This window comes from Xanthobacter dioxanivorans (genome assembly GCF_016807805.1).
Lineage (GTDB): Bacteria > Pseudomonadota > Alphaproteobacteria > Rhizobiales > Xanthobacteraceae > Xanthobacter > Xanthobacter dioxanivorans.
Window position 1 is genome coordinate 1,397,415 of sequence record NZ_CP063362.1, and the last position, 12,569, is coordinate 1,409,983.

Below are 12,569 nucleotides of genomic sequence, written 5' to 3' on the forward strand. Positions count from 1 at the left end.
TGGATCTGAAGCCGACCCCGCTCCACCCTCGCCCCGCTGGCGCTCGCGCGGCGCGCTGATCTTGCGTTGCGCAAGCCGCTAGCGCGGCGCGCCGACTTTGCGTTGCGCGAGCCGCTAGCGCGGCGCGCGCTTGGCCAAAATCCGCTGGAGCGTGCGGCGGTGCATGGACAGGCGGCGCGCCGTTTCCGATACGTTGCGTCCACACAATTCGTACACGCGCTGAATATGCTCCCAGCGCACCCGGTCCGCCGACATGGGATTTTCCGGCGGGGTCGGCTTGTGGTCGGCGCTGGCGAGGAGGGCGGCCACCACGTCGTCCGCATCGGCCGGCTTGGCCAGATAGTCCACCGCGCCGAGCTTCACCGCCGTCACCGCCGTGGCGATGTTGCCGTAGCCGGTGAGCACGATGGCCCGGGCCCCCGGCCGGTGCTTCTTGAGCGCCGAGATGACATCGAGCCCGGTCCCGTCGCCGAGGCGCATGTCCACCACCGCATAGGCCGGTGCCGACGCCTCGACCCGGGCAAGGCCGTCGGCCACCGTCTCCGCGGTGGCAACCTCGAACCCCCGGGCCTCCATGGCTCGCGCGAGGCGCTGCAGGAAGGAGCGGTCGTCGTCCACGATCAGAACCGACCGGTCTTCCCCAACGTCGGGCAGCGGCGTCTCATTCATCACGTCTTCCTCAAATCCAGTGCCGGCAGGACCGGCCAACGAAAAGAGCCCGCCACGGCTTTTACGCCGTCCGGGACCCAGACTAATCCGAACTGCGTCCGTTTGTCGCGCGAGGATCCACCTCGATGGCGAGAGCGGTGCGCGGCCAGTGGATGCCGATGACCGCGCCGGTGCCGGGCGGGGGGCGGTTCTCGAAGGTGAGGCTCGCGCCGGTGCGCTCCAGCAGCGTCTTGGCGATGAAGAAGCCGAGGCCCAGGCCGCTCTCCCCGTCCGGCTCCAGCCGGTCGCGGGCGCGGGAGGTGACATAGGGCTGGCCGATCCGCCCGCTGACCTCCGGCGCAAAGCCCGGCCCGTCGTCCGCCACGACGATGTCGAGGCCCGCGGTGCTCCATTCGGCGCTGATATCCACGCGGCTGGACGCGAAGTCCACCGCATTCTCCACCAGGTTGCCCAGGCCGTAGAGCAGCCCCGGATTGCGCGCGATCACCGGCGCGCCGGGATCGTCCTTCACCGACACATGGATGCCGATGCCGAAATTCCGGTGTGGCTCCACCACCTCCTCCAGCAGCAGGGCGAGGGGCATGCGGTCGAACGGGGCATCCCCGGAGCGCAGGGAGGTGAGGGTCTGCAGGATGTCGCGGCAGCGGTTCGCCTGGTCACGCAGGAGCGCCACGTCCTCCGCGTGGGGATCGTCGTCGGTCATGGAGCGCTGCATCTCCTTCACCACCAGGGAGATGGTGGAGAGCGGCGTGCCCAGCTCGTGCGCGGCGGCGGCGGCGAGCCCGTCGAGGGCGGTCAGGTGCTGCTCGCGGGCAAGCACCAGCTCGGTGGCGGCGAGGGCATCCGCCAGTTCGCGCGCCTCCTCGGCCACCCGCCACGCATGCAGCCCGATGAAGCCCACCGACACGGAAAGCGACACCCAAATACCAGCGAGATAAAGCTCGGGCAGCACCGGGATATCGCTCCCCGCCCAAGGCAGCGGCCGCGCCCACAGGCCCACGGTGCCGGCGCAGGCCACCGCCAGGATGCCGAGCAGCACGGTGGTGCCCCAGGCCAAGGTGGTCGCCGAGATCATCACCGGGGCGAGATAGAGCAGCACGAACGGATTCTTCAATCCGCCGGTGAGGTAAAGGAGCGCCGTCAGCTGCAGCACGTCATAGGCCAGCAGCGGCCCGGCCGCCGCATCCCCCAGCCGGCGGGCGACCGGATACTTGACGCGCAGCAGCACGTTCACCGCGGCCGACAGGACCACCACCGCGAGGCACGAGCTGAGCGGCAGGGGGAAGCCGAGGCCCAGATTCACCACCACCAGCGCCGCGATCTGGCCGGTGACGGCCAGCCAGCGCAAGCGAATCAGCGTGTCGAGCCGCAGGCCCGAGGGGCGGCCGTGCAGCGACGTGGCAAAGGCAGAGGTCATGCGGCGCGCCCCGGAAAGACGGAGCGCACGGTAACACTGCCGCAAGGGCATTGTGACATCTTGGTCATACAAGACCCGCGAGAGCGTCCTATGTCTTTTGTCGGCATTGACCAAACCTGTGAGTGCGCCCACGCTTCGTAACGACAAGATCGCGAACAGCGCACTAAACGCGAGGAGCGAACATGGCAATTGGTGAGTTCGCAAGCGCGATGCGCCTGCCGCCGCAGGGCGATGTCGGCCTCTCGACTCCCCTTTACTGGATGTATGAGATGAGCCACGCGGCGCTCAATCCGTCGCGGGCCCTGGCGGATGCCAGCCGGATCTTCCTGAAGAATCCCATCAATCCGGTCTCCCATACCACCCTCGGCAAATCGATGGCGGCCGCCTGTGAGCTGTTCGAGCGCACCACGCGGCGCTACGGCAAGCCGGAATGGGACATTCCCCGCGTCAGCGTGGGCGGACAGAGCGTGCCGGTGCATGTGAATACCGTCTGGCGCCGACCCTTCTGCAACCTCCTGCACTTCGAGCGTGCATTCGAATATCCGCCGCGCCGGCCGCAGCCGCGCCTCCTGATCGTGGCTCCGGTGTCCGGCCACCACGCGACCCTGCTGCGCGGCACCGTGGAAGCCATGCTGCCGACCCATGACGTCTACGTTACCGACTGGGTGGACGCGAAGCTGGTGCCGCTCTCGGAGGGCCGCTTCGGCCTGTCCGATTATGTGGACTACCTGATCTCCATCTTCCACAGCATGGGCGGCGACTGCCACGTCATGGCGGTGTGCCAGCCCGCCGTGCCGGTGCTGATGGCCATCGCCCGCATGGAGGCCGAGGACGACCCCTACGTGCCCAAGTCCATGATCCTCATGGGTGGCCCCATCGATACCCGCGAGTGCCCCACCGCGGTCAACGCCCTCGCCAAGGACCGCGGCATCGACTGGTTCCGCCGCAACGTGATCACTTCCGTGCCGTGGCCCCATGCGGGCGCCATGCGCGAGGTCTATCCGGGCTTCCTCCAGCTCAACGGCTTCATGTCCATGAACCTGGACCGCCACCTGCAGGCCCATCGGGACCTGTTCCGCCATCTGGTGGAGGGCGACGGCGATTCCGCCGAGAAGCACCGCGACTTCTACGACGAATATCTCGCGGTGATGGACCTCACCGCCGACTTCTATCTTGAAACGGTTGAAAACGTCTTCATCACCCATGCCTTGCCCAAGGGCGAGATCCTGCACCATTCCCGGCCGGTGAAGCCGGAGGTGATCCATCGCGTGGCGCTGATGACGGTGGAGGGCGAGAAGGACGACATTTCCGGCATCGGCCAGACCAAGGCGGCGCACAAGCTGTGCCCGCGCATCCCCGAGGACAAGCGCGCCCACTGGGAGCAGCCGGGCGTGGGACATTACGGCGTGTTCAACGGATCGCGCTTCCGCTCCGAGATCGCGCCGCGCATCTCCGACTTCATCCTCTCCCAGGAGCTGCCGCGCGGCGCCACGTCCACGCGGCCGTCCCCCGAGCGGCCAGCGCCGGCGCCCCTCACCGCCGCCGACGACGAGACCGACGTTTTCGGGCTGGGCGCGAAGGTGACCGCGCTTTATCCCCGGATTGCTCCCACTTAGGACTGGCAGGCCGGCGCAATTCCGGTGAAGATGCGGATACCCACGTCGCTCCGGTTGTATCATGCTGTTCCGCCGCCACGACCGTAAAGCGCCGCTCACCCGCGGCGCCGAATGGATCGAGCTGATGCTCGATGACGGTCCGCTGCGCGTGGCGGTACGAAGGCACCCTCAGGCCCGGCGACTCACCCTGCGGGTCCGCGCCGCCGCCCGCGATGTGACGTTGACCGCGCCGCCGCATGTGCCCCTCGCCTTCGCGCACGATTTCGTGCAGCGGCATCGCGAGTGGGTTCGGGTGCGCCTGGTGCGCCTGCCGGAGCCGGTGCCCTTCGCCGACGGCGCGATCATCCCGCTGCGCGGCGAGCCGCATCGCATCGTCCATCGTCCCGAGGCCCGCGGCACCGTGTGGATCGCCCCGGCGCAGGAGGATGGCGAACCCGCCACCCTCAACGTCGCCGGCGACGCCCCGCACCTCTCCCGGCGCGTGCAGGACTTCCTCAAGCGCGAGGCGCGCCACGACCTCGGCCCGGCCGTCCGGCGCTATGCGGCGGCGCTGAAGGTGGAGGTGGGCCGCATCACTCTGCGCGACACGGCGAGCCGCTGGGGCTCCTGCTCGGCGCAGGGCGACCTGTCCTTCTCCTGGCGGCTCATCCTCGCGCCGGCCTTCGTGCTCGACTATCTCGCCGCCCACGAGGTGGCCCACCGGCTCGAGATGAACCACGGCCCGCGCTACTGGCGGCTGGTGGAGCAGGTGTGCCCGGCACGGCGGGAGGCGGAGGCGTGGCTGCGTCGCAACGGCTCCGACCTCCACCGTTACGGCGGGGCGTGAGCGCCCGCCGCCCCGGCGTGCTCCGTATTCAGACCGCGGCGGCCTTGCGACCGAGGGCGAACGCGCCGGCACCGGAGGCGAAGTAGAACAGCAGCCCGCCGATGATCCCCACGTTCTTGAAGAAGTGGATCTGCTGGGCCGCCTGCGCCGCCGGATCGGGCAGAATCCAGAACACGTGCGACGTGGCCGTGGCGATCACGACGAAGCCGGCGAGCACCACCGCGGTGATGCGGGGAAACAGGCCCAGGATCAGCAGCAGCCCGCCGCCGACCTCCACCACGACCGTGAGGTAGGCCATGAGGGTGGGAAAAGGTATGCCCTTGGCGGCGAGGCTGCCGGCAAAGCCTGCGATTTTGCCCATCTTGCTGATGCCCGCAGGCAGGAAGAGCGCCGCGGCGCAAAAGCGCCCCACCAGAAGTGCCAGATCGTCCAGAACGCGCACGCCATTCTCCTTGTAGGGCGGTAACGGGAGCGCGCATTCTGCCGTTGCGTGAAGCGACCTCAAGCAGGACGATGCTGCACCGCACACACTATTTCGTGTGCGGCTCCTGGCCGGTGAGCTGCGGCTTCCGATCCGGCCCTTCCACCTCTTCCACCGCCGCGAACATGAAGCGGGCCGCCACCGGCAGCACCACCGACAGGCCGGCGAAGCGGAACAGGTGATGGGCGCTCATGAAGGCCGGGTCGTAGCCGAGGGCGAAGCCCAGCGCCGTCATCGCCTCCAGCGCCCCCGGCGCGAAGGCGGTGACGAGCTTGCCGAGATCGTCACCGGTCAGCCATGCCGCCAAAAGCGCGAAGGCGGTCGAGACGGCCGAAGCCACCAGCAGCGCCCCGAGCGAGGCGAAGAAATAGGAGCGGATGGCACCGAGCGTGGTGCCGAGGAAGCGCACCCCCACGCTCGCCCCGAGCACGACGAAGGCCGGCACCAGCAGGACCGGCGGCAGCACCGCGTTGCTCAAGGAGAAGGCGTGAAGGGTCGCGCTCCCGGCCAGCGCCCCGATGATGAGGCCTCCCGGCAGCCTGAGCCGGGCGGCGAGAAGGCCGGTGCCGCAGCACACCGCGAGCAGCAGGCCCACCTCCGCAAGGCTCGAGACATGCGGCGGCGGCGGCAGCCCCCGGCCGCGAGGCCCACCGCAGCGAGCACATTGGGCAGGGCTGCCACCAGCAGGAACAGCCGCAGCGCCTGGGCGAACGCCACCTTGCGCAGGTCCGCATGCGTGTCCGCGGCCATGGCGATCACCGTGCCGAAGGCGCCGGGGGCGGAGGCCCAGAAGGCGGTTTCCCGGCTCCAGCCGGCAACGCGGGACAGGAACAGCATGCCCCCCGCAATGGTGCCGAGGACGCTGCCGGCAAGACACGCCATGCTCACCGGCCAGGTGGCGGCGCGGGCGAAGGTCTCCGGCGTCAGGGCCGTGCCCATGGAGGTGCCCAGGACGATGAAGGCGAGGACGCGCGTCCATTCCGGCACGGCGATCTGCACGCCTCCCACCGCGAGCGCGATGGTGACCACGAGCGCGCCGGAGATCCACGCGGCGGGCAGGCCGGCGAGCGCGAAGACGAGGCCGCCCAGCGCCGCCGCGCCGAGGGTGACGCCGGCCGCGACGGCGGAACGGACCTGGAACCGCAGCAGCGTCACGCCGCCTCCGCCCCTTCAGCCAGGCGACGAGGCGTCGGCTGGCCTCGGCGAGCTGGGCATCGCCGCGGGCGAAGCACAGGCGCATGAAGCCCTCTCCACCGGGGCCGAAGGCGGTGCCCGGCGCGAGGCCCACATTGGCCTCGTCCACCAGCGTCAGGCCGAGGCTGCGCACGTCGGCCCGCCCCGCGATGCCGAAGAACAGGTAGAAGGCGCCGGGGGGCTTCACCAGGTCCACCCGCCCGGTGGCGAGCAGCGCGTCGCCGACGAGGTCGCGCCCCCTGCGGGCCCGGGCGACCTGCTCGGCCACGAAGCCCTCCCCGAGGTCGAGCGCCGCCACGGCGCCACGCTGCATGAAGGCGGCGACGCCCGAGGTGGAATACTGGATCAGGTTCTCGATGATCTGCCCGAGCTTCGGGTTCGCCTCGATCCAGCCGACGCGCCAGCCGGTCATGGCCCAGTTCTTCGAGAAGGTCTGCACGAAGAGAATGTGGTCGTCGTCCGCCATCACATCGTGGAGCGACGGCGCCCGCGCCGGGGTGCCGTCGTCCGCGTCGTAGTAGAAGCGGCCGTAGATCTCATCGGCGATGATCCATAGACCGTGGCGGCGGGCGAGGGCGAGCACGGCCCTGAGGTCGTCGTGGGTCGCCACGAAGCCGGTGGGGTTGGCCGGCGTGTTGAGGAAGATGGCGCGGGTCCGCTCCGTCACCGCCGCGGCGAGGCGCTCGTGGTCGAGGGTGAAGCCCTGCGGGCCATAGCGGAAGGGAACGGGCACCGGCCGCGCCCCCGCCTTCTGCGCGGCGGCGGCGGCATTGGGCCAGGCGGGCGAGGGAATGATCACCTCGTCCCCCGCGCCCACCGCCATGGCGAGGGCGATATGGATCGCCTGCATGCCGGAGCCGGTGACGAAATAGCGCTCCGGATCCTCGGCGATGCCGTAGAGGCCGCTCATGTAGCGGGCGATGGCGCCGCGCAGCTCGGGCAGGCCGCGCTGCCAGGTGTAGAAGGTCTCGCCCGCATGCAGCGCGGCGGCGGCCGCCTCGCAGATGAAGGGCGGCGTCGGCACGTCGCCCTCCCCGGCCCAGAGGGGGATCATGCCGGGCCGCGCCCGCCCGTAATTCATCACCTCGACGATGCCGCTCTCCGGGAGCGCGCGGACATGCGCGCGCACCCGCTCGAGATAGGGGTCATCCCCTTCGGCGTGGGGCAGGAGCGGCAGGGCTTGCGGGGTCATGGCGGGCTCATGAAACGAATTTAGGCAAGGCGCGCGATCAGGCGGCTCGCGATCCTATAATGGCTCGCGCCTCCGAAGGCTTATCAATTGCCGTGGCGGAGGGATCACTGTGGCTGATGGGTCTCAATGCAGCGGTGCAAGGGGTCTTTGCAAGCTCGGTCATTGTGCCGGCGGGCGGCAGGTCGTACCTCCACCGTGGACCCCTCTCCCCGGCCGCGGCGCCCGCACGCGCCTCGACCCAGCAAGGACACGCCGCATGACCGCCACGATCGAGAACGCCGCCATCGACCAGGCCGCGATCGACCGCCTCTTCCTCGACGCCCGCTCGCAGAACGGCTGGACCGACGCGCCCGTCACCGAGGCCGAGATCCGGGCGCTCTATGACCTCGTGAAGTCCGGCCCCACCTCCGCCAACACCCAGCCGGCCCGCTTCGTCTTCCTGACCACCCCGGAGGCCAAGGAGCGCCTGCGCCCGGGCCTGTCGCCGGGAAACCTCAAGGCGCTGGCCGCCCCGGTCATCGTCCTCATCGGCTACGCCCTCGACTTCCACGACAAGATCCCGCAGGTCTTCCCGCACAATCCGGGCTTCCGCGACATGTTCGTGAACAACCCGGCGGCGATCGAGCCGCACGCCTTCCGCAATTCCTCGCTCCAGGGCGCCTATCTCATCCTCGCGGCGCGGGCCCTCGGCCTCGATGTCGGGCCCATGTCCGGCTTCGACGCCGCCAAGGTGGACGGCGAATTCTTCCCCGGGGGCACGGTGAAGACCAATTTCATCGCCGCCATCGGCCATGGCGACCCGGAGAAGGTCATGCCCCGCCTGCCGCGCCTCGCCTTCGAGGAAGCGGCCCAGATCCTCTGAGCCGCTTCCCCATGTCCCGGCGCCGGCTCAGTCCGCGCCGGGATCAGGCAGGTGGCCGGCGGCAGTGATGCCGGCCACGGCGCAGGCCTCGTCATTGTCCGAGGTGTCGCCGGAAATCCCGACGACGCCGATGATCTTTCCCTCGCCGGAGCGGATGAGCACGCCGCCGGGCACCGGGATCAGCGAGCCGCCGATGGCGGCCGTGGCGGCGGAGATGAAGTAGGGTTGGTCCTTGGCCCGCTTGAGCAGGGAGCGCGAGCCCATGCCGAGGGCGAGAGCGCCGTTGGCCTTGCCTCTGGCGATATCGGCGCGGTTGAGGCTGGTGCCATCCTCCGCCGCGAACGCCTTGAGCGCGCCGCGGGCGTCGAGCACGCACACCGCGAGGGGGTTCATGGCATTGGCCCGCGCATGGGCGAGCGCCGCCGCGACCATGGTCTGAGCCTGTTCCAGGTTGAGTTCGGACACCGCGACATCTCCCGTGCTGGCGCGCCCACCCGGCGCCCCCGTCCCGGTCTAGAGTATTTCCGCGTTGGTTTTCCAGGCCTTTGGTTCGGCGCGTTTTCTTCACCCGCCCCGGGTTCCGCGTCCCGCGCGGGCGCGGCAGAGTTCGGTGCCGGTGCCGGTGCCGGGGGAGACGCGGCAATTCCCGCTCTTGCCCGGACCGCGCGCCATGGCACCATGCGCGCCCGAATGACGGAGCCCGGACGGCCCATGATTGCCACGCGCCAGAGCCACGAACCCGGCCACCGCCGCAAGTTCCTCGTGGTGGTGGACGACACGCCCGAGTGCGACCGCGCGGTCTATTATGCCAGCCGCCGCGCCGCCGGCACCGAGGGCGGCCTGGTGCTTCTGGGCGTGCTGGAGCTCGAAGGCGTCGCCCAGCAATGGCTGGGGGTCGCCGACCTCATGCGCGCCGAGGCGCACGAGGAGATGGAGGCGCGGCTGGAAAAATTCGTCGCCCGCGCCCGTCAGGTTGCCGGCCTCACGCCCGAATGCGTCATCCGCGAGGGCGAGAAGGCGGAGATCATCGCCGCGCTCATCCACGAGGACCGCGACATCGCCATCCTGGTGCTGGCGGCGGGCGTGGGGAAGGAAGGGCCGGGTCCCCTCGTCTCCTCGCTGGCGGCGGGGCGCGCGGCGAGCTTTCCCATCCCGGTCACCATCGTGCCGGGGGCGCTGACCGACGCCGAGCTCGACGCCCTCGCCTGAGGCTGGCGGATCAAGGCGCTGGGGTTCGGCCCTCCCGTTTCACCGCCGGGAGGGACACAAGATCCCGTCCCGGCGGTCGCGCTGCCCGGCCGATTGACGCGCAAACATGGGCCTCGGCCGACAGGGCGGTTCGAAACGCTGGAGATCCGGGCCCCGGAGATCTCTGACCCGGAGATCTGGGGACGCGTGCGGATCAGGTGCGCCGCCCGCATGTGCCGTCCGGATGCGCAGTGCGGCCGACGGCGATGGCGCGGACCGGGCCCGATCCGGGAACAGCGGGCCGTGCGGCGACGAGGCGGCCTTGAACACGTTCTCTTTGGCGCAAATGCGGCGGAGCCCCGCGCCCGGACCCGCGCCGGACGAGGAACACGCGGGAAGAAGGTGCCCGGATGCTCCGACGCGAGCCGCTTGCACCTTCGCCATTTGCAGCTATATTAGCGCCGTCCCCGATGGGGATGCCTCAGCGCCATCGCAGTCGAAGGTGATGAGAGTGGGCCCCTCCCGGGACCCGCTCCGTTTCTGTTTATCCGGCCCCTGCCGGACACGACCTGCCAGCCGCGAGGCGAGACACTCAACCGGGCGCCGGTGCCGAACCGCCGGACGCCCCTTCGGCAGACCAGCCGTTGCAGATCACGCGTCCCGGAGGGACATGACCGAGATCAACGCCGTGCTCGACGATCCCAACGAGCCGCGCCTCATCACCGAAACCGGGGTGGCCGCCCGCGTGGCCGCCATCGCCGCCGGCGTGCTCGGCACGCTCGGCTACCGGCTCGTCCGCGTGAAGGTGACGAACCGCGACGGCGGCACCGTGCAGATCATGGCCGAGCGTCCCGACGGCACCATGAGCATCGACGATTGCGAGGCCGCATCCCGCGCCCTCTCACCCGTGCTCGATGTGGAAGATCCCATTTCCAGCGCGTATCGCCTGGAAATGTCCTCCCCCGGCATCGACCGCCCGCTGGTGCGCCTGTCGGACTTCGTCCGCTGGGCCGGCCACGAGGTGAAGGTGGAGATGGCCCACGCCGTGGACACGCGCAAGCGCTTCCGCGGCATCCTCATCGGCGCCGAGGGCGACATGGCTGTGGTCCGCCGCACTGACGCGCGGGCCGACGAGGAAGCCACCGTCCGCCTGCCGCTGGCCGACATCCACGACGCCCGCCTGGTGCTCACCGACGCCCTCATCCGCGAGGCCCTGCGCGCCGCCAAGGCCGCCGGCCAGGCCCTCGACGAGGAGGCGGAAGCCTTCCTCGATGGCGAGGAGGAGGGCGATGCGGACGCGGACGAGGCGCCGACCGACGAGACGCCCGCCCCCGTGGCCCCGGCGCGCAAGCCGGCGTCCACCAAGCAGGCGTCCGGCAAGCCGGTCGCCAACAAGGGCGCCACCGGCAAGGTCGCGGGCAAGAAGGCCAAGGGTGCCAAGCCCACGTCCAAGAAGTCCAACGCCAAGAAGAAATCCGGCTTCGAGGCCACACCCGCCAGCACCGTGAAGGAGACGCACTGATGGTTGCCGTCAGCGCAAACCGGCTGGAACTCCTGCAGATCGCCGACGCGGTCGCGCGGGAAAAGTCCATCGACCGCGGCATCGTGATCGCCGCCATGGAGGATGCCATCGCCAAGGCGGCGCGCTCGCGCTACGGCCAGGAGACGGACATCCACGCCGACATCAATCCCAAGACCGGCGAGTTGCGCCTCGCGCGCCATCTGCTGGTGGTGGACGAGGTGGAGAACACCGCCACCGAGATCACGCTGGACGGCGCCCGCCGCCACAATCCGGCGGCGCAGGTGGGCGACACCATCGCCGACACCCTGCCGCCCTTCGATTTCGGCCGCATCGCGGCGCAGAGCGCCAAGCAGGTCATCGTGCAGAAGGTGCGCGAGGCCGAGCGCGACCGGCAGTATGACGAGTACAAGGACCGCATCGGCGACGTGGTCAACGGCCTCATCAAGCGGGTCGAGTACGGCAACGTGGTGGTGGATCTCGGCCGCGGCGAAGGCATCCTGCGCCGCGACGAGCTGCTGCCGCGCGAGACGGTGAAGACCGGCGACCGCATCCGCGCCTATGTCTACGACGTGCGCCGCGAGCCGCGCGGCCCGCAGATCTTCCTGTCGCGCACCCATCCGCAGTTCATGGCGAAGCTGTTCGCCCAGGAAGTGCCGGAGATCTACGACGGCATCGTCGAGATCAAGGCGGTGGCCCGCGACCCCGGCTCCCGCGCCAAGATCGCCGTCATCTCCCGCGACAGCTCGGTGGACCCGGTGGGCGCCTGCGTCGGCATGCGCGGATCGCGCGTGCAGGCGGTGGTGAACGAGCTGCAGGGCGAGAAGATCGACATCATCCCCTGGAACAACGACATCGCCACCTTCATCGTCAACGCCCTTGCCCCCGCCGAGGTGGTCAAGGTGGTGCTCGACGAGGATCGCGAGCGCATCGAGGTGGTGGTGCCCGACGCCCAGCTGTCGCTGGCCATCGGCCGCCGCGGCCAGAACGTGCGCCTCGCCACCCAGCTCACCGGCTGGGACATCGACATCATGACCGAGCAGGAAGAGAGCGAGCGGCGGCAGAAGGAATTCGCCGAGCGCACCAAGATGTTCTCCGAGGCGCTCGATCTCGACGAGATGATGGGCCAGTTGCTCTCCTCCGAAGGCTTCGCCTCGGTGGAGGAGATCGCCTACGTGCCGATCAACGAGCTCGCCTCCATCGAGGGCTTCGACGAGGACACCGCGGCGGAGCTGCAGGCCCGCGCCCTCAAGCACCTCGCCGAGGTGGAAGAGGCCCTGAACGCCCGCAGCAAGGAGCTGGGCGTCGCGGACGACCTCAAGGCGGTGCCGGGCGTGACGTCCAAGATGCTGGTCGCCTTCGGCGAGAACGATATCAAGAGCGTCGAGGACCTCGCCGGCTGCGCCACGGACGACCTCACCGGCTGGACCGAGCGCAAGGACGGCGAGACGGTTCGCCATGCCGGCGCGCTCGACGGCTTCGAGTTCTCCCGCGAGGACGCCGAGGCCCTGATCATGCAGGCCCGTGTCACCGCCGGCTGGATCGAGGCCGACGAGCCGGCAGCGGAAGGCGAAGACGCCGCCGCTGCCGACGAAGCCTGAGACA

12 protein-coding genes and 1 pseudogene are annotated in these 12,569 nt (G+C 69.9%); 6 read left to right on the plus strand and 7 right to left on the minus strand.

The window, feature by feature from the left end; genetic code table 11:
- Positions 1–114 precede the first annotated feature (114 nt).
- Together EZH22_RS06710 and EZH22_RS06715 are read right to left on the minus strand one after the other, a co-directional pair.
- Positions 115–669 carry an ActR/PrrA/RegA family redox response regulator transcription factor gene (locus EZH22_RS06710; protein WP_203194941.1) on the minus strand — a complete coding sequence of 185 codons (555 nt, stop codon included), beginning with the start codon at positions 667–669 and terminating at the stop codon, positions 115–117.
- Between the two features lie 82 nt (positions 670–751).
- The gene (locus tag EZH22_RS06715; protein ID WP_203194942.1) at positions 752–2,086 is read right to left on the minus strand and encodes an ActS/PrrB/RegB family redox-sensitive histidine kinase; all 1,335 of its coding nucleotides are present in this window, start codon (positions 2,084–2,086) and stop codon (positions 752–754) included.
- Between the two features lie 182 nt (positions 2,087–2,268).
- Between EZH22_RS06715 and EZH22_RS06720 the strand changes: the two genes are divergently transcribed.
- Together EZH22_RS06720 and EZH22_RS06725 are read left to right on the plus strand one after the other, a co-directional pair.
- Positions 2,269–3,702 (plus strand): polyhydroxyalkanoate depolymerase, encoded by a 1,434-nt coding sequence (locus tag EZH22_RS06720; RefSeq protein WP_203194943.1) that lies wholly within the window; start codon positions 2,269–2,271, stop codon positions 3,700–3,702.
- A 61-nt stretch (positions 3,703–3,763) separates the two neighbouring features.
- On the plus strand, positions 3,764–4,528 hold the full coding sequence (locus tag EZH22_RS06725) for a M48 family metallopeptidase (protein ID WP_203194944.1): 765 nt from the start codon (positions 3,764–3,766) through the stop codon (positions 4,526–4,528).
- A 28-nt stretch (positions 4,529–4,556) separates the two neighbouring features.
- Here the strand turns inward: EZH22_RS06725 and EZH22_RS06730 are convergent, their stop codons facing one another.
- The 4 genes and pseudogenes from EZH22_RS06730 to EZH22_RS31640 all read right to left on the minus strand — a co-directional run.
- Positions 4,557–4,970 carry a DoxX family protein gene (locus EZH22_RS06730; protein WP_203194945.1) on the minus strand — a complete coding sequence of 138 codons (414 nt, stop codon included), beginning with the start codon at positions 4,968–4,970 and terminating at the stop codon, positions 4,557–4,559.
- A gap of 88 nt (positions 4,971–5,058) precedes the next feature.
- Positions 5,059–5,586, minus strand: a complete 528-nt coding sequence (locus EZH22_RS32805) for an AbrB family transcriptional regulator (RefSeq protein ID WP_408647721.1) — start codon at positions 5,584–5,586, stop codon at positions 5,059–5,061.
- Positions 5,484–6,164 (minus strand): AbrB family transcriptional regulator, encoded by a 681-nt coding sequence (locus EZH22_RS32810; protein WP_408647722.1) that lies wholly within the window; start codon positions 6,162–6,164, stop codon positions 5,484–5,486. Before EZH22_RS32810 ends, EZH22_RS32805 begins: the two co-directional genes overlap by 103 nt.
- Positions 6,165–6,171: 7 nt before the next feature.
- Positions 6,172–7,395 (minus strand): annotated as a pseudogene (locus tag EZH22_RS31640) (pyridoxal phosphate-dependent aminotransferase); the annotation flags it as partial.
- A gap of 256 nt (positions 7,396–7,651) precedes the next feature.
- On the opposite strand from EZH22_RS31640, the gene EZH22_RS06740 reads away from it, so the two are divergent.
- Positions 7,652–8,257: a malonic semialdehyde reductase gene (locus EZH22_RS06740; RefSeq protein WP_203194947.1), complete on the plus strand. Its 606-nt coding sequence runs from the start codon at positions 7,652–7,654 to the stop codon at positions 8,255–8,257.
- 27 nt (positions 8,258–8,284) lie between these two features.
- Here the strand turns inward: EZH22_RS06740 and EZH22_RS06745 are convergent, their stop codons facing one another.
- Entirely contained in the window at positions 8,285–8,722 is a 438-nt protein-coding gene (locus EZH22_RS06745; RefSeq protein WP_203194948.1) for a GlcG/HbpS family heme-binding protein, read from the minus strand.
- 246 nt (positions 8,723–8,968) lie between these two features.
- Between EZH22_RS06745 and EZH22_RS06750 the strand changes: the two genes are divergently transcribed.
- From EZH22_RS06750 to nusA, 3 genes are all read left to right on the plus strand, one after another.
- Positions 8,969–9,466 (plus strand): universal stress protein, encoded by a 498-nt coding sequence (locus EZH22_RS06750; RefSeq protein WP_203194949.1) that lies wholly within the window; start codon positions 8,969–8,971, stop codon positions 9,464–9,466.
- A gap of 649 nt (positions 9,467–10,115) precedes the next feature.
- The gene (gene rimP / locus EZH22_RS06755) at positions 10,116–10,967 is read left to right on the plus strand and encodes a ribosome maturation factor RimP (protein WP_203194950.1); all 852 of its coding nucleotides are present in this window, start codon (positions 10,116–10,118) and stop codon (positions 10,965–10,967) included.
- The gene (gene nusA / locus EZH22_RS06760) at positions 10,967–12,565 is read left to right on the plus strand and encodes a transcription termination factor NusA (protein WP_203194951.1); all 1,599 of its coding nucleotides are present in this window, start codon (positions 10,967–10,969) and stop codon (positions 12,563–12,565) included. Before rimP ends, nusA begins: the two co-directional genes overlap by 1 nt.
- The last annotated feature ends 4 nt before the right edge of the window (positions 12,566–12,569 follow it).